The following is a 16,283-nucleotide window of genomic DNA, read 5'->3' on the forward strand; positions in this document are numbered from 1 at the left end:
TTATCAGTTATTTGAGAGATTTCCTGTTAATGTATTGTAATTGGCAACTGCCTGTAAATATTGAACTTTCCTTGATTCTAAATTGATTCGCGCCTGAATTTCAGCATTCAAATCAGTAACATAATCAGCTGAAGTTATCACCCCATTTTCGAGCTGTGAAGCCGATTGCGCTGCTACCTTATCGCGGATACTGACCAATTTTTGGTCGGTATTGATAAGCGATTCCAGCTTCTGAATATTTTCAGACGATTGAACCAGGGCCATATTGACATTTTGTTTAAAGGTTTCCCTGGAAGAGTTGACCATCTGTTTCTGAATATCCAGCACTTCGCGTTTCCGGCGACTTTGTTTCCAGTCGAAGATGTTCCATTTAACACCAACTCCAACCAGATAATAAGAACTAAACTCGGACTTCAGCATATTCAAACCAGGCTTACCATAACCTACCTGGCCAAATCCAAACACTTTCGGATTCCTTGTTTTTGAAATCAGTTCAGCACTTTTATCAATGGTATTCTCCATCCGGTTGTAGAGCTTCAGTTCCGGGCGTTGCCACTCTTCATTCTTCTGTGCAATTACCGGTGCCTGGAACTGTGTATTTCCACCAATCGACAGTCCGGTCAACACAGCCAACGATTTAACGGCAGCCATCCGTTTCGCATCCACTTCCTCGATTTGCTGGTCGGTGAGAATTTTCTCGGCACGCAGCGTTTCCACATTCCTGGCCTGAACCATCCCATTTTTCAGTCCCGACTCCAGCACCCGCAACCGCTCGGAAATGTTCTCCTTTTTCAGCTCCAAAACCTTGTGGCTTTTCTGCATCAGGATGATTCCGAAGTAAAGCTGATTTACCCGGTCGTTCAGCGAATACATTTCCACTTCCAGCTTTTGCTGGTCGGCAGCTAAGTTGGCTGCATCGACCTCTTTTTGCGCTTTTGTCAATCCGCCGTCGTAAATATTCTGATGCAAATCGATATAAACCTTATACTGGTCCTTTGAAGGAGTCGGAATATTTATTCCCGGAAGGGATACCGACACGCTGGTCACATCGCTCTGGTAGGTAGCCTGACCATTCAAATTTACTGTTGGCAACCAGTTTGCATCCAGATTCTTTGTCTTCAGATCATTCATCTGCTGCTCCCGGTCCAGGTCACTCAATTTCGGATAATTCTCCCGGGCTTGCTTGTAACATTCCTCAAGAGTTACCTGCCCTACCTGGCCAAACGCCATCTGAACCGGTAAAATGAGTAAGATTAATAATCGTTTCATGTGATAATCGTTTGTTCATTTTTGTCAATACACACCTATTTCACCCCGAACTTTGCCGGGCTCTCATTTTGCACCCCGTTCATCCGAACAGGATATGTTATGGTTACTGTGAATAGCCTGCTCATACAACGACGGAAATGGCCGGTTTCCTTATCTCTACAGGCACATCAAAATGTATAATTGTCTCTTGTACCATTCAATTGCCAAATCCATCTTCTCAGCGGTAACAACTTCCACTTCATCCACCATCGCCATTCGAACCACCGATCATGCTCATGGCATTTCTTTCCACACCGATGGCAATATTCATCTTCATTTGAACAAGCTCTGATGGGATCAAAATCGTGACCGAACAGCAGGCAGACCAAATGAGTTCTGCCTTTTTCTTTTGCGATTGAATTTCTGTTTTTCATGTGGCTCGTAATTTCTGTCTTTTCGCAGGGACGGACTATATTTCAGTTTTTGCAAAACAACGCTGCCATCGCTTGCCAATCGTCTTATCTTTGGAAAACAGGACCTTCCGGCAACGGTCATCTCCGAAGCGGTTCTGCCAACCGTTCTACTTTTTTACCAATGCCTGCTTTATAAAAGCACTGATGGTCCTCCGCCTCTCATCCAGATACGCATCGTACTCCTCGTTATTACTCTTGAAAAAGATCGTCTGGAACAACGGGCGTCCGGCAAAAGGCATAATGACCATTCCAATCATATTCGGTATCAAATCGGCCGCCCGAATCGGATTAATATTACCGGCTTCAACTTCTTCGTCAATTTTCCTCTGTAGGAATTCGGGATCAATTCCACTGGATTGAAGTATTTTGACAAATTTGTCCGGTTCCCGATTAATTTCGCCAATTAAAAACTGAGGCAAAAAAGGGTTATCTCCAATAACGGTAATATAACGATCGACAACGCGGTCGATCTTGTTTAGCAAAGGGCCCTCTTCCTTAAATATTTTCATTAATTCAGGAATCAACAGACCAAATGCGTCCCGAAAGATGGCTTCGAATAGTTTTTGTTTCGAGCGAAAGTAGTAATGAAGCAACGACTTGTTAATTCCTGCTTCATCGGCTATTTCCTGCATTCTGGCACCGTCCATTCCTTTCCTGATGAAAACGTCTCGGGCGGCATTCAGTATCTTTTTCTCTGTTGATTCGCTTGTCATTTCCGATTTATCATTTGGTTTAACCACATGGTCAAAAGTAGATCATATTTGTGACCTACCAAACATTTTGGCTAAAAAATTTAACCACTTGGTCAAATCAGATAGTTTAATTCCAAGAAATCAGACTTTTACCGATTGATTTTTTTTCGATTCAGGTAATTGAGAAGGAATAAAGAGCTGCCTGTTATGACCATTCCGGCAATGGAAAGTACATCGGGATGCTCATCGGGGAGCAAAATCCAGGCGAAGATGGCACCGAAAACCGGGATGATGAATTTCCACATGTTCAGGTCCGAGACTTTTACCCCCGGACGTTTTAAGAGCGTAAACCAAATGGAAAAAGCAGCAGCCGAAAGAAAACTGAGCCAGCCTAACGCGGCATAATACTCAAAAGGTTTTGGTGAAAAATGAAGCCCTTCAACCGGGATGGAAAACAAGAACAGCATCACACCGCCCATAATCATACTGGCTGAACTAAGCACCAGCGGCGGAACTTTGTCTTTATCCTTTGCTACAATAATATTGGTGAATCCGGAATTAATGTTGGTCAGTATCAATAATGCAATGCCGACCAGTATCAGTTTTCCTTCTCCGGAAAGGCTACCCCGTTCAAGGCTAACTAAAACAACTCCGGCCAATCCCAGCAGAATAACGCCCACTTTCTTCAAACTCATTTTGTCATCGGGCATACTAAAATGAGCCACAATAGCGACAAACACAGGTCCCGAACCAACCACAATGGCGCCCAACGCTCCCGGGACCATTGATATTCCGGTATAAAAAAGTGAGTAATGGACAAACGTCTGCAATAGCGTGATAACGAACACCACTTTCCAGTTCTTCAGAATAATACGGAGATAGTCCTTTCGTTGAGAGCAAAAAGGAAGAATAATCAAGCCGGAGATGAAAAAGCGGATTCCGGCAAACTGAAGGGGTGTGGTATATGGTAAGCCAATTTTAATTCCGACAAAAGCCGATGCCCACAAAAGGCAAGCTAAAATGGCCAGGAAAATCGTACTGCTGAGTTTGGTGCGCATGAATCAGGTTTCAAATATTTAAAGAGTTGCAAAACTATGCCTTAAATTTATATCAGCAAAGAAACAACTGTAACCATGGAATTGATTCGACAAATTTTATCAGACACAACGATAAACGCGGGAACCATCGGTTCGCGACTACTTATTTCCTTACTGATTGGAATCGTTATCGGAACAGAGCGGGAGATTCACAATCAACCAGCCGGCCTGCGAACGCATGTTCTCATTTGCCTGGGTTCGACCATCCTAATGATGCTTTCCGTTTACATCCCGCAAACTTATACCAACTTTCCCAACGGTGACCCGGCACGGTTAGCGGCCCAGGTAGTTTCCGGCATTGGATTTCTGGGAGCCGGCGCCATTTTGAAGATGGGCGTTAACATTCGCGGACTGACAACGGCAGCCACCATTTGGGCGATAGCCGCCATCGGTCTCACTGTTGGTGCTGGAATGTACGTTGCTTCTTTCCTCGGAATGTTCATCATGCTGTTCATTCTTATTTTACTAAATGCTTTCGAGAAGCGCTTCCTGAAACCAACCGAACGGAAGGTCATCAGCATTTCCGGGCCACAACGAATGGATGCCAAAGCTTTCGCGGAAATATTCAGGAACGAACGAATCCAGATTATTTCGCGCAACATGGAAGAGGACCGCAACAAAAGTATTTCGGAATTCAGTTTTGCGGTACAGCTCCCCCATCATGTCGAATTGCAAAAAGTAGTTGATAAACTGGCTGACGCCGGAAAAGCATACCGGATTAAAGTTTCCGACAAATAGTATGAACCGAAATTAAAACGAATACCGATGACATATCCCCGCAAAGCATGCAATAGGGAGCGCAACATTATTGTGACCGGTGGAGCCAACGGAATTGGCTTCTTCCTCGCGAAAGCACTCCTGGAACAGGGAGACCATGTTGCGGTTCTCGATCGGAACCGCGGAGCATGCGACCAACTTGTCATGCTCTTTCCCGAACGGTTCCAGTTCTACTCGTGCGATCTGACACGCGAAGATGAGGTATGGACAAGTGTAACAAGCATTGCCGAACAATGGAAGAACATCGATATCTTGGTCAATAATGCATGTTCCGCGGTTTTTAAATCCTTTCGGGAGCGCGCACTCATCTCATTCAAGGAAGAACTCGACGTAAATCTGTTCGGTTACATCCGTACTATTCAGGCCATTTTGCCCACCATGAGAAAACAAAAAAGCGGGATGATTTATAATTTCTCTTCCGGGGTCGGGATAACAGGTTTTCCCGGGATGAGTGGCTATACCTCCTCAAAAGGTGCCGTGGAGGCCCTGACCAAAACACTTGCACTGGAACTGGCCCCGGAAAACATTTCAGTTCACTTGATCCATCCTCCGCTGACCCGAACCACCTCTTCCTCCCCTTTGGGTATTCCACGGCAAATGATGGAAGATCCACAACATGTGGGCACTCGTATTGCCCGTAAAATAGGTTCGGGAAAGCGTGTCATTACCCCCGACCGGAAAACGGCTGTTTTTATCCGGTTGGCTTACCTTTTTCCCTATGCAACCGGAAAATTACTTGCCCGAATGACCCAAAAAGCCAGCGGGAACGCATTTTAAAGATAAGACTGAATTAACCGAATCGCCTGTCCGTAGTAACTGCTTCCAAAGAGGTTCAGGTGGTTCATCACGTGATAAAGCAGGTAAATATTTTCGCGGTATTCATAACCATCGGGCAATGAATTTTCTTCGCGGTAAGCCGAATAAAATTCGGATGAAAAACCACCAAATAATTTCGTCATCGCCAAGTCGGCTTCGCGGTGACCGTAATACACCGCCGGGTCGATGATGACAGGCTCACCATTTTCGTCACTCATGTAATTGCCGCTCCACAAATCGCCGTGCAATAACGCAGGCAGCTCTTCACTTCCCACCAGAATATCTTCTATTTTTTCTTCCAACTTTCGGAAACCGGAACGGAGTTTTTCGTCGGCATAACCGTTACGCTCGGCTAATCGGAGCTGAAAGAGCAAGCGTTTATTGAGGTAAAAAGTCGTCCAGTTGTTGGCTTCTTTCCCTTTCGGGATATTCATCTGCGGGGTCGCCCCGATGTAATTGTCTTCATAAAAACCAAAGTGCTCTGCATAATAGCGGTGCATTTGTGCAAACTGCCGTCCGAAATCTTCAAAGAAATTTCTCTTCCTTCCGCCTTGCGGGATAAACTCCAGCAACAGAAAGTCATCGCCTTGCAACAACACTTCCGGCACACGAACAGCTTCTGCCTTCGCCAACTCTTTCAGGCCGTTGGCCTCATTCCGGAACATCGAGTTATCGAATCCCGACTTCAGGAAAAACGAACGTCCCGATTCTGTTTTCACACGACGGGAATTGGCAATGCAACCACCACCGACGGATTGTGTTCCAGTGATTTTTTCTCCGGCCCAATCTTCAATTCTGGCAATTATTTCCGCTTCACTTCCCATTTTGAATATGCTTTAGTAAACCATTGCAGGCGTCTTCAAGCAGATCCAAAACCAATTCAAATCCTTCTTCCCCGCCGTAATATGGATCGGGAACCGAAGTGTAGCCAAACTCCTCGAGGAAGTCGGTCATCTTGTGTATTTTCTTCCTATCGGATTCATTTCGTGCCAGCGACTGTAAATCGCGAATATTCTGATCATCCATGCCGATCACCATATCAAAACGGTCGAAATCGACGTCAGGATTGACAGGACGCGAAATGCTGGTCAGGTTGTACCCGCGCTTAATAGCATGCGATTGCATCCGCTGGTCGGCCGGTTCGCCTTCGTGGTAACCAATAATGCCCGCCGAATCGCACTCAATTTCATTTTCCAGATTTTTTCTGTCGATGTATGCGTTCATCACTGCTTCGGCACTGGGTGACCGGCAAATATTTCCCAAACAAACAAATAGGATCTGCTTCTTCATACGTGTTAAATTTCAAACCCGAATATCGCAAGTTTTTTGAGGCCTCGCAACCCAGATGAATTATCTTCTCTGTTTCTTGTTTCCAAAAATGACTTAATTTTGACTCCGAAAAATTCATGACCATGAGAAAAATTTTCTTAGCAATTTTGCTTATCGCCGGTACATTCGGCTTTGCCAATGCACAAATTAATCACCAACATGCATTGGGGTTACGACTGGGAGACAACGCCAACTTTGGAACCGAAATCAGTTACCAGTATACGCTTACCCCCATGACTCGCCTGGAAGCTGACCTGGGTGTTCGCTCGGGAAACAGTTGGAACAGCTGGGCCATTACCGGTGTTCACCAGTGGGTTTGGCACATCGACGGAGGTTTCAACTGGTACGCGGGAGCAGGTGCGGGAATCGGCTCGTGGAGCTACCGGAATAATTATACTGACTACGGCGATAGCGGCCTTTTTCTAACCATCGCCGGAACAGCCGGAATTGAATACAATTTTGAGATTCCGCTGCAAGTTGCCATCGATACCCGCCCGCAGATCGGATTCATCAATCCGCAAGGAGATAACCTCAACTTTGATCTGGCCCTGTCCGTTCGGTACTGTTTTTAATCCCATCTTTGATTATTAAAAGATAAAACTTCGATACAACAGATTTCCCTGTTTTTTTGACAAATCGGGGGAATTTTTTTTTTAATGCCCGATGAGAGATTTGACGACAGGAAATGAGACGAGATTAATCGTCAGGTTTGCCCTGCCCATGCTCGCCGGTAATGTTTTCCAGAATCTGTACAACATTATCGACAGCGTGATAGTAGGAAACTACCTGGGCAAGGAAGCCCTGGCTGCCGTTGGTGCGTCGTTTCCTGTCATTTTTACGCTCATTGCACTGGTTATTGGTGTCGGTTCGGGCGCTTCTATCGTCATCTCCCAGTTTTTCGGGGCAAAAAAGACCGATGAAGTCCGGCGTACCATCGATACCATTTTCATCTTTTTTATAGGAGCAGCCATTATTCTTGCCGCTTTAGGCATCACTTTTTCGGAACCGATCTTCAGGCTACTGCAACTACCGGAAGAAATTTTACCGCAGGCACAAACGTATCTTCACATTTACCTAATTGGACTGTTTGCTTTTTTCGGTTTCAATGGCATAGCCTCCATTCTGCGTGGTTTGGGTGACTCGAAAACACCACTCTATTTCATGATCATTGCCACGCTGGCCAATATCGCATTGGATTTACTTTTTGTTGTGGTCTTTAAATTGGGAGTCGGCAGTGTTGCCCTGGCTACCGTTATTTCACAGGCCGGAGCGTTTGTTACAGCAATTATCTATTTGAACCGGACGCATGCTCTCGTAAAAATTACGCTCACACGCCTTCAATTCGACAGAGCGATATTTAAGAGCTGTGTGAAAATTGGCTTGCCTACCGGATTTCAACAGTCGTTTGTAGCGATTGGGGCAATGGCCATCATGGGAATTGTGAATGGATTTGGGACCAACGCCGTTGCTGCCTACACAGTTGCCCTACGAATCGATTCTTTAGCCAAAATGCCGGCCATGAATTTTGCCTCGGCTCTCTCCTCTTTTGTCGGACAAAACCTCGGAGCCAACAAAGAGCAGCGCGCCCGAAATGGTTTCCGCTCCACACTAGTCATTTCTGTAATTTACAGCATCATCATCTCCCTGTTAATTGTCTTCTTTGGAGAATTCCTGATGCGAATGTTTACCGATGATTCGGCTGTTATTCATATCGGCGAAAAATACCTGGTCATCGTCAGTTCATTTTATCTCGCTTTTGCTGCCATGTTCTCGGTGATTGGTATGCTGCGCGGCGCCGGTGATACTCTTATTCCCATGTACATCACCGTTGTCACGTTATGGATTATCCGGCTTCCCCTTTCCTGGTTTCTTTCCCGGGGACCACTTGGTGTCAGTGGAATCTGGTGGGCAATTCCGATTGCCTGGATTGTGGGAGCCATCGGATCTTATATCTATTACCTGTCGGGAAGATGGCGCGGCAAAACCGTTTTTCATCACCAGAATTTTTCATCCGGACAGCCGGTTCCCAAACCTGCTGTAAAACAGTAAAAAAGCTCCGTTACCGCAAACGGACAAAAAGAAGATGCTCTACAACATAATTGTAAAACATCCTTATTCCTTTTAAATATCTATTTTCATTTCCGAAACTGGAAAGAATTTGTTGGCCTAACCTGCCATCTCGTTTCAAATAACCAAAAAATCAAAGCAGGGAAATTTTGCCCTGATCAAACCAATAATCACTAAAGCGTCTGTTATGATTCATTCCGTTTTCTGGCTTATTCCGGCCGCCTCATTATTTGCCCTTTTGTTTGCGTGGATATTCTTTAAGAATATGATGACCAATTCGGAAGGGACCCCTACAATGATAGAAATTGCCCAGCACGTACGTGAAGGTGCCCTGGCTTATCTCACCCGACAATACAAAGTGGTGGGACAGGTTTTTGTGGTGCTCGTTGTCCTGCTTGGGATACTTGCTTATCTGGGAGTTCAAAACCCGTTCGTTCCCGTGGCTTTCCTCACCGGAGGTTTTTTCTCCGGATTAGCGGGCTTTCTGGGCATGCGAACAGCAACCTATGCTTCTGCCCGTACGGCTCACGGAGCTTCTGCATCGTTGAATAAAGGCTTGAAAATTGCCTTCCGAAGCGGAGCCGTTATGGGACTTGTTGTCGTCGGATTCGGTTTGCTCGACATTTCCATCTGGTACATGATTCTGAACAAACTGGTGTATACCGCGACAAACATGCATGAAGGACTTTCATGGATTGGGCTCACCTTTGTTCATGCCGGAACTACAGAACATGAAAAACTAATTGAAATTACCGCTACCATGCTGACCTTCGGTATGGGAGCTTCCACCCAGGCACTGTTTGCCCGTGTCGGAGGTGGAATTTACACCAAAGCTGCTGACGTAGGTGCCGACCTCGTGGGTAAAGTGGAAGCCGGTATTCCGGAAGATGATCCAAGAAATCCGGCCACTATTGCCGATAACGTAGGCGACAACGTAGGTGATGTTGCCGGTATGGGCGCCGACCTGTACGAATCGTATTGCGGCTCAATTCTGGCAACTGCTGCACTTGGAGCTGCTCTTCCCGGTCTCACCGGAGAAGATCAGACCAAAGCAGTTATTGCACCAATGCTCGTTGCTGCTATCGGTATTCTCCTTTCTGTTGCCGGTATTTTCCTGGTAAGAACCAAAGAATCGGCTACACAGAAAAACCTACTGAATGCCTTGCTCCTTGGAACCGGTGGAAGTTCGTTCTTCATTCTGGTTGTTCTTGGATTTATGGTATACTTTGACTGGATTAGCTGGGGAATTTTCGGAGCCGTTGTTTCCGGACTTCTTGCCGGTGTTATCATCGGACAGGGAACTGAATACTTTACTTCCGATGAATATAAACCAACCAAAGGCATTGCCAAACAAGGGTTACAAGGGCCAGCCACCACCATCATCGAAGGAATGGCAGTGGGTATGTACTCAACCTGGATTCCGGTTATTACCATTGTTATTGGCATTATTGCAGCCTACGGATTCGGTGGAGGTTTCCACAGCTTTGCCGATGGTGTTTATGGTATTGGCTTCGCCGCTGTTGGTATGCTCTCCACATTGGGAATTACACTGGCAACCGACGCATTTGGGCCGATTGCCGATAATGCTGGAGGAAACGCTGAAATGGCAGAACTGCCGCCGGAAGTACGTCAACGCACCGATGCACTCGATATGTTGGGAAATACCACGGCTGCTACCGGAAAAGGTTTTGCTATCGGTTCCGCTGCGCTTACCGCAATGGCCTTGCTGGCTGCATATATGGAAGAAATTCGCTTATGGCTGGGAAAACTGGCAGGTGACGGCGTCAGAGAAGTTGGCAACGTGTTGTTCTATAATGATCATATGCCAATGGTAACAGCCGGACAAAGGGCTGTGGAAATTGCAACGGCCAATATTCAGGACTTTGCCGATGCTTACAATCTGACACTTTTCAACCCGCTTCTGCTGGGTGGTATTTTTATTGGTGCCATGATGGCCTTTGTTTTCAGCGCGATGACCATGAAAGCTGTCGGACGATCTGCCGGAGCCATGGTGGATGAAGTTCGCCGTCAGTTCCGCGAAATTCCCGGTATCATGGAAAGGAAACAGAAACCGGACTATGCCCGTTGTGTTGAGATTTCGACCCGCGGTGCCCAGCGCGAGATGATACTTCCCTCATTACTGGCGATTATCGTCCCTGTTGCCGTAGGTATTCTTTTAGGCGTTGCAGGTGTTGTGGGGCTGTTAGTCGGCGGTTTGACCACTGGTTTCACGCTGGCTGTTATGCTGAATAATGCTGGCGGTGCCTGGGATAACGCCAAAAAATTCATCGAAAAAGGTGAATACGGCGGAAAAGGCAGTGAGGCTCACAAGGCTGGTGTTGTTGGCGATACCGTGGGTGATCCGTTTAAAGATACATCCGGTCCGTCATTAAATATCCTGATTAAGCTGATGACGATGGCCTCCATCGTTATGGCTGGTGTTACAGTGGCGTATCATATTCTGTAATACAACTCACACTTAATATTTAAAAGGAGGTGACCGAAATGGACACCTCCTTTTTTTGTTAAAAAGCAATTATTCTATAACTTTCTAAGGAGAAAGAAATCCTATCAAATCATTTAGAATTATTAAAAATACCTAAAAACATTTGCCCTAACCCACCCGCAGTGAACGATTTGATAATATAATATGTTACATATAAATAAAACTAAATTAAATAGAACATGGCGGATCTCAAAACAACGTACATGGGGGTGCAGCTGAAAAACCCCATCATTCTTGGAGCCAGCAGTATTGTTGACAAGCTCGAAACCGTGAAAAAAATTGAACGGGCCGGAGTCGGCGCCATTGTTTACCGCTCGCTTTTCGAGGAGCAGATTCATCTCGAAGAAGCTCAGCTGGACGACATGCTCGGGGAATATGATGAAAGGCACGCTGAGATGATCGACATTTTCCCGAACATTAAACATGCCGGAGCCAAAGAACATCTGTACCAGTTGAAAAAAACGGTCGACAACGTGGATGTTCCTGTTTTTGCCAGCTTGAATGCCATCTATGATTCTACCTGGGTAGAATATGCCAAACAACTGGAAGAAACCGGAATCGCTGGTTTGGAACTGAACTTTTACAGTGTACCGGTTGAGTTGGAAAAAGCCGGGGCGAGTATTGAAGAACATCAGCTGGACATTCTGAAAAAAGTGAAAAAAGCGGTGAAAATTCCGGTCAGCGTGAAAATTTCATCCTTCTACAGCAATCCACTGAACTTTGTGCAGCAGCTCGACAAAGCAAAAACCGATGCCGTAGTTCTTTTCAACCGCTTCTTCCAACCTGAAATTGATATTGAGACCGAAGAGTTCTATTACCCGTTCGATCTGACACATGAAAAAGACTACCAGATTACTTTGCGTTTCGCTGGTCTGCTCTACGGACAAATTAAAAGTGACATTTGCGCCAGTCGTGGTATTTCCGACGGGAAGGATCTGATTAAGATGCTGCTGGCAGGTGCGACCTCCGTGCAGGTTGTCAGCACAATATTCAGGAACAAAGCCGGAGCCATTACCAAAATGCTCGATACGCTCGAACAATGGATGGAAGAAAAAGGCTATAAATCAGTTGACGAATTCCGCGGAAAGCTCGCTATGAAAAATCTGCAGGATCCATACGCATACAAGCGGGCCCAGTACGTCGACATCCTGATGAACTCAACAGAGATAATCAAAAAATATCCAATGATTTAATTCTCCGATTTCAACCCGGCAAACGCCGGGTTTTTTATTCTCCCATTTTGCCTTCCTTTTAGATTCGTTTTTACTTTTCTCCCCTCCTTGTTTAGAACTGATTAAAATCAGTGTATCAGCGTGTAAAAGTTTATGAAAGTCATGTATTAGGCATTTCCTCTTTCCTATTTTTACCATCAGGAAAACCAAACCTTAATAACCGACTATGGAGCTTGCCCGTATAGTTGAGATAGTTAACGGCAGAGTCATCTGTGGAGAGGAAAAACTCAGACGAACCGTCAAGTATGGCTTCAGTTCTGACCTGATGAGTGATGTTCTGACCATCAACATCGAGAACTTGCTGTTGATGACCGGCCTCGCTAATCCTCAAACCATACGAACAGCCGAGATGGCCGATATTGAATTTATTCTGTTTGTCAGGAATAAGAAAATCACCATGGAGATGATAAAACTGGCCAGGGAGAATGATATCGTACTCATTACAACCGGGTATTCACTCTTTCGGACCTCAGCTTTATTATTTAATGCAGGTTTAAAACCGGTGTACTGATGAAACTGAATTTTCAGGTAGAAGGAGGCAATTTTGCCAAGGCGGGCGTCGCATCCAGTGAGGTGAAAAAGGTACTGAAGAAACTGGGAGTTCCTCCGATGGTTATCCGGCGCATTGTTGTCGCCCTGTATGAAGCGGAAGTAAATATTGTCGCCCATGCACAACAGGGAATCATTAGTGTCGACGTACGTCACGATAAGGTGGAAATCGAGTTGCGGGACAAAGGACCGGGAATTGGAGATATCTCCCAGGCAATGCAGGAAGGTTTTTCGACAGCATCAGAAGAAGTGCGCGCCATGGGATTTGGTGCCGGAATGGGATTACCCAACATTAAGAAAAATGCAGATGAACTGAATATCGAGAGCAAGGTCGGTGAAGGAACCACGGTACACATTACTAATTATTTTGCCAAACCATGAATCAATCGAACCAATTGGAACTACACCACGCTATCAAAATCGCCCCGGATAAATGCCGGGCGTGCACGCACTGCCTGCAGGTGTGTCCTACCGAAGCCATCCGTATTCGGAACGGGAAGGCCACCATCATTCCGGGCCGGTGTGTCGATTGCGGCGAGTGTCACCGGGCTTGTCCTTACCATGCTTTTTATGTGGAACAGGACGACCTTTCACGCATATTCGATTACAAATACCGGGTCGCACTTTTCCCTGCCGTTTTCGTGAGTCAGTTCCCTGAAAATATCTCGGAAGAACAAATATATAGCGTACTGAAGCAAATTGGTTTTACCCACACTTGTGAAGTGGAACAGCCGATCTCGGTACTCATCGATTCCATTAAAGACTTTGCACAGAATGAATACGACAGCGAAAGTCCGATTATTTCCTCATTCTGTCCGGCTACCGTTCGCCTGATTCAGGTGAAATATCCGGCACTGACCGATCATCTGGTTTTGCGAAACGCTCCGCATGATTTGGCTGCCTGGTACGTCAGACAACGATTAGCCGAAGAAGGAATCGATCCGTCGGATGCCGGCATTTTCTATATCACGCCGTGTGCTGCCAAAATTGCAGCAGTGAAAAGTCCGGTAGGTGAGAAAAAATCAATTGTCGATGGCATCATTAACATGAGCGAGATTTACAACCAGGTAATGGCAAAAGCAACCGGAGTCACCGGAAACTTTCATTCCTGCGATTGCCGCAATGAAATTTCCCGCGAAGGAATACTCTGGAGTCTTCCGGAAGGAGAGAAAGCAGCTTTCGAAGGGAAATCTCTGTCAGTTGATGGAATGCATAATGTTATTCGTATTCTGGAACGACTGGAAGACGGGGACCTTCCCGACATTGACTTTCTGGAACTACGGGCTTGTGAAGAAGGCTGCGCCGGCGGCATTATGATGACAGGCAATCGTTTTCTGACAGCCGATCGTCAGCACAGCCGGGCAAAAAACTTTCCAAAAGCTCAATCATCTGTCGGAATGGAAGACCTCGCAGAGAAATTGCGTATCGCACCGGTTCAGCCCCGCCCGATGGTTCACCTGGACACCGACATGGAGAAAGCTTTCGCGAAAATGGAGAAAGCCCGTTCCATCATGTGTCACCTACCGGGAATTGATTGCGGTGCCTGTGGTGCTCCGTCCTGTTTGGCTTTGGCCGAAGATATGGTACGGCACGAAGCCCGGATGACCGATTGCATTTACATACAGCAGTTGTGGCAGAAGGAAGGCAAAATATCAGCTGAAAAGGCATTCCGCAACCTGGAAAAACGGTGGGGAGAAAATCGCTTCGACATGGACTGTTCGAAAAGAGGCGCGAAGAATGATAACGGATTTGGATTAATGAACGAAGGAGAAGATGCCGACTTGTACTAGTTTTTATTGCAGAGTAAGATATGAATTGATGCGGCAGGAAGCCGCCGAAAAAAGGAATCAAACCAAAAATAACCTGGATAGAATGACAGTAAAAGATGTACAAAAAGCCCTCGAACTAGAAGTCTTTGGCGGCAAAAAGGGGCTGGACAGTGAAGTAACAGGAGGCTATGTTTCCGACTTACTGAGCGATGTGATGGGAAATGCCACCGAAGGATTGGCCTGGATAACCCTCCAAACTCACCTGAATGTAATGGCGATTGCATCGCTGAAGGATTTATCCACAGTCATTCTGGTTAATGGAAACAAGCCGGAAGAAGATATGCTGGAGAAAGCCAACGAAGAGAATATTCCGGTGCTCGGAACAAAACTGAGCACGTTCGAAATCGCCGGGAAATTGTACCAACTTCTAAATTCCTAAACCATGAAATCGTTCCGGGCCGACCTGCATATTCATTCTCTTCTTTCGCCTTGCGGAAGTCTGGACATGAGTCCGGCCCGGATAATTCATGAGGCAAAGGAACGGAAGCTCGACATCATCGCGGTAGCCGACCACAACTCGACGCGGCAAGCCGGATTGATAAAAAAGCTGGGACAGGACGCGGGAATAACCGTGTTAACGGGTGCGGAAGTCAATACTCGTGAAGAAGTGCATTGTCTTTGCTTGTTCGGCGATGACGAAGCAACCCGGACTTTTCAGGAATTCCTGGACGCCCGTATACCGGAAGAAGAAAACGATGTGGTCATTTTCGGCGACCAGGTGGTAGTCGATGAAGACGAACAAATCGTTTACACGGAAGATCGTTTGCTGATTTCCGCTCTCCGCGCAGGCATCAAGGAGATTGAAACACTGGTGCACAAGCTGAACGGACTTTTTATCCCGGCACACATCGATCGACCGTACAGTGGCATTCTCGACCGTTTGGGATTCATTCCCGAAAATCTGGAATACGATGCTCTGGAACTCTCCTACCGCATGTCGGAAACGGAAATTTGCGGACAGCATCCTGAACTGTGCGGAAAATATTTCCTCCGCTCATCGGATGCACATTACCCGAAAGACATCGGGAGGGCAACCACAACATTTGAGTTGGAAGAAAATTCATTTGAAGCCGTCAGGGCTTATTTGCGAAGTAAGTTAAACCAGTAGCGATGAAAGAGCTTTCGTTACACATTCTCGATATCGTCCAGAATTCGATTCGTGCCGAGTCGACGCGAATCGAAATTACTATTGAGGATTTTGCACAGAAGAACGAATTCCGGATTCTTATCTGTGACAACGGGAAAGGAATGACATCGCAGGAAATGGAAAAAGCACTTAATCCGTTCTACACATCGCGCACAACCAGAAAAGTCGGGCTTGGTCTTCCGCTGCTGAAACAAAATGCGGAACAAACCGGAGGGAAACTAATTCTCAGTTCATCGGTAGGAAATGGTTGCCGTGTGGAAGCTGTTTTGGTTAACAACCATATCGATCGCCAGCCGTTGGGCGACATCGCTGAAACACTGGTTCAGCTATTTTCCTCGTTTCCAACCATCCGGTTCAAATTTAATTATCTCACCGACCGCGGAGATTTCAACATCGATACGGATGAAGTAAAGCAAATACTGGAAGACGTTCCGATAACCAATAGTGAAGTAAGAGAATTCTTAATCAATCATATTAGAGAAAACCTGAAAACGATTCAGGTATCATAACCAATAGATCAA

Annotated in this window: 18 protein-coding genes; 13 read left to right on the plus strand and 5 right to left on the minus strand. The window is 46.1% G+C overall.

The window, feature by feature from the left end:
* Positions 1-3: 3 nt before the first annotated feature.
* A complete protein-coding gene (locus tag CLV93_RS00400; protein WP_106540197.1) occupies positions 4-1,269 on the minus strand; it encodes a TolC family protein in 1,266 nt (421 codons plus the stop codon).
* A 187-nt stretch (positions 1,270-1,456) separates the two neighbouring features.
* Between CLV93_RS00400 and CLV93_RS20170 the strand changes: the two genes are divergently transcribed.
* On the plus strand, positions 1,457-1,600 hold the full coding sequence (locus CLV93_RS20170) for a hypothetical protein (protein WP_153637072.1): 144 nt from the start codon (positions 1,457-1,459) through the stop codon (positions 1,598-1,600).
* Between the two features lie 228 nt (positions 1,601-1,828).
* Here CLV93_RS20170 and CLV93_RS00405 read toward each other — a convergent pair whose 3' ends face one another.
* Together CLV93_RS00405 and CLV93_RS00410 are read right to left on the minus strand one after the other, a co-directional pair.
* Positions 1,829-2,434, minus strand: coding sequence for a TetR/AcrR family transcriptional regulator (locus tag CLV93_RS00405; protein ID WP_106540198.1), 606 nt, complete (start codon positions 2,432-2,434; stop codon positions 1,829-1,831).
* 128 nt (positions 2,435-2,562) lie between these two features.
* Positions 2,563-3,471 (minus strand): DMT family transporter, encoded by a 909-nt coding sequence (locus CLV93_RS00410; protein WP_106540199.1) that lies wholly within the window; start codon positions 3,469-3,471, stop codon positions 2,563-2,565.
* 75 nt (positions 3,472-3,546) lie between these two features.
* On the opposite strand from CLV93_RS00410, the gene CLV93_RS00415 reads away from it, so the two are divergent.
* Positions 3,547-4,248, plus strand: a complete 702-nt coding sequence (locus tag CLV93_RS00415; RefSeq protein ID WP_106540200.1) for an MgtC/SapB family protein — start codon at positions 3,547-3,549, stop codon at positions 4,246-4,248.
* Between the two features lie 27 nt (positions 4,249-4,275).
* On the plus strand, positions 4,276-5,064 hold the full coding sequence (locus CLV93_RS00420) for an SDR family NAD(P)-dependent oxidoreductase (RefSeq protein WP_106540201.1): 789 nt from the start codon (positions 4,276-4,278) through the stop codon (positions 5,062-5,064).
* Here the strand turns inward: CLV93_RS00420 and CLV93_RS00425 are convergent.
* Both CLV93_RS00425 and CLV93_RS00430 read right to left on the minus strand, forming a co-directional pair.
* The gene (locus CLV93_RS00425; RefSeq protein ID WP_106540202.1) at positions 5,061-5,927 is read right to left on the minus strand and encodes a fructosamine kinase family protein; all 867 of its coding nucleotides are present in this window, start codon (positions 5,925-5,927) and stop codon (positions 5,061-5,063) included. The genes CLV93_RS00420 and CLV93_RS00425 overlap by 4 nt on opposite strands.
* Positions 5,917-6,393 (minus strand): low molecular weight protein-tyrosine-phosphatase, encoded by a 477-nt coding sequence (locus tag CLV93_RS00430; protein ID WP_106540203.1) that lies wholly within the window; start codon positions 6,391-6,393, stop codon positions 5,917-5,919. Before CLV93_RS00430 ends, CLV93_RS00425 begins: the two co-directional genes overlap by 11 nt.
* Before the next feature lie 122 nt (positions 6,394-6,515).
* Between CLV93_RS00430 and CLV93_RS00435 the strand changes: the two genes are divergently transcribed.
* The 10 genes from CLV93_RS00435 (at position 6,516) to CLV93_RS00480 (ending at position 16,271) form a co-directional block, all read left to right on the plus strand.
* A complete protein-coding gene (locus tag CLV93_RS00435; protein WP_106540204.1) occupies positions 6,516-7,004 on the plus strand; it encodes an outer membrane protein in 489 nt (162 codons plus the stop codon).
* Positions 7,005-7,095: 91 nt separating this feature from the next.
* Positions 7,096-8,481 (plus strand): MATE family efflux transporter, encoded by a 1,386-nt coding sequence (locus CLV93_RS00440; protein WP_106540205.1) that lies wholly within the window; start codon positions 7,096-7,098, stop codon positions 8,479-8,481.
* Between the two features lie 205 nt (positions 8,482-8,686).
* Positions 8,687-10,966, plus strand: coding sequence for a sodium-translocating pyrophosphatase (locus CLV93_RS00445; RefSeq protein WP_106540206.1), 2,280 nt, complete (start codon positions 8,687-8,689; stop codon positions 10,964-10,966).
* Between the two features lie 218 nt (positions 10,967-11,184).
* Positions 11,185-12,198 carry a dihydroorotate dehydrogenase-like protein gene (locus CLV93_RS00450; protein ID WP_106540207.1) on the plus strand — a complete coding sequence of 338 codons (1,014 nt, stop codon included), beginning with the start codon at positions 11,185-11,187 and terminating at the stop codon, positions 12,196-12,198.
* A gap of 205 nt (positions 12,199-12,403) precedes the next feature.
* The gene (locus CLV93_RS00455) at positions 12,404-12,748 is read left to right on the plus strand and encodes a DRTGG domain-containing protein (protein WP_106540208.1); all 345 of its coding nucleotides are present in this window, start codon (positions 12,404-12,406) and stop codon (positions 12,746-12,748) included.
* Positions 12,748-13,167 carry an ATP-binding protein gene (locus CLV93_RS00460; RefSeq protein ID WP_106540209.1) on the plus strand — a complete coding sequence of 140 codons (420 nt, stop codon included), beginning with the start codon at positions 12,748-12,750 and terminating at the stop codon, positions 13,165-13,167. The genes CLV93_RS00455 and CLV93_RS00460 overlap by 1 nt, the downstream gene beginning before the upstream one ends.
* Positions 13,164-14,576 carry a [Fe-Fe] hydrogenase large subunit C-terminal domain-containing protein gene (locus tag CLV93_RS00465; RefSeq protein WP_106540210.1) on the plus strand — a complete coding sequence of 471 codons (1,413 nt, stop codon included), beginning with the start codon at positions 13,164-13,166 and terminating at the stop codon, positions 14,574-14,576. Before CLV93_RS00460 ends, CLV93_RS00465 begins: the two co-directional genes overlap by 4 nt.
* Before the next feature lie 82 nt (positions 14,577-14,658).
* Positions 14,659-14,994, plus strand: coding sequence for a DRTGG domain-containing protein (locus tag CLV93_RS00470; RefSeq protein WP_106540789.1), 336 nt, complete (start codon positions 14,659-14,661; stop codon positions 14,992-14,994).
* Between the two features lie 3 nt (positions 14,995-14,997).
* Positions 14,998-15,723 carry a PHP domain-containing protein gene (locus CLV93_RS00475; RefSeq protein ID WP_106540211.1) on the plus strand — a complete coding sequence of 242 codons (726 nt, stop codon included), beginning with the start codon at positions 14,998-15,000 and terminating at the stop codon, positions 15,721-15,723.
* Positions 15,724-15,725: 2 nt separating this feature from the next.
* Complete coding sequence (locus CLV93_RS00480) at positions 15,726-16,271, plus strand: ATP-binding protein (protein WP_106540212.1); 546 nt, start codon at positions 15,726-15,728, stop codon at positions 16,269-16,271.
* Positions 16,272-16,283: the final 12 nt, after the last annotated feature.

The sequence above is a fragment of the Prolixibacter denitrificans genome (assembly GCF_003014495.1).
In the GTDB taxonomy this organism is placed as follows: Bacteria; Bacteroidota; Bacteroidia; order Bacteroidales; family Prolixibacteraceae; genus Prolixibacter; species Prolixibacter denitrificans.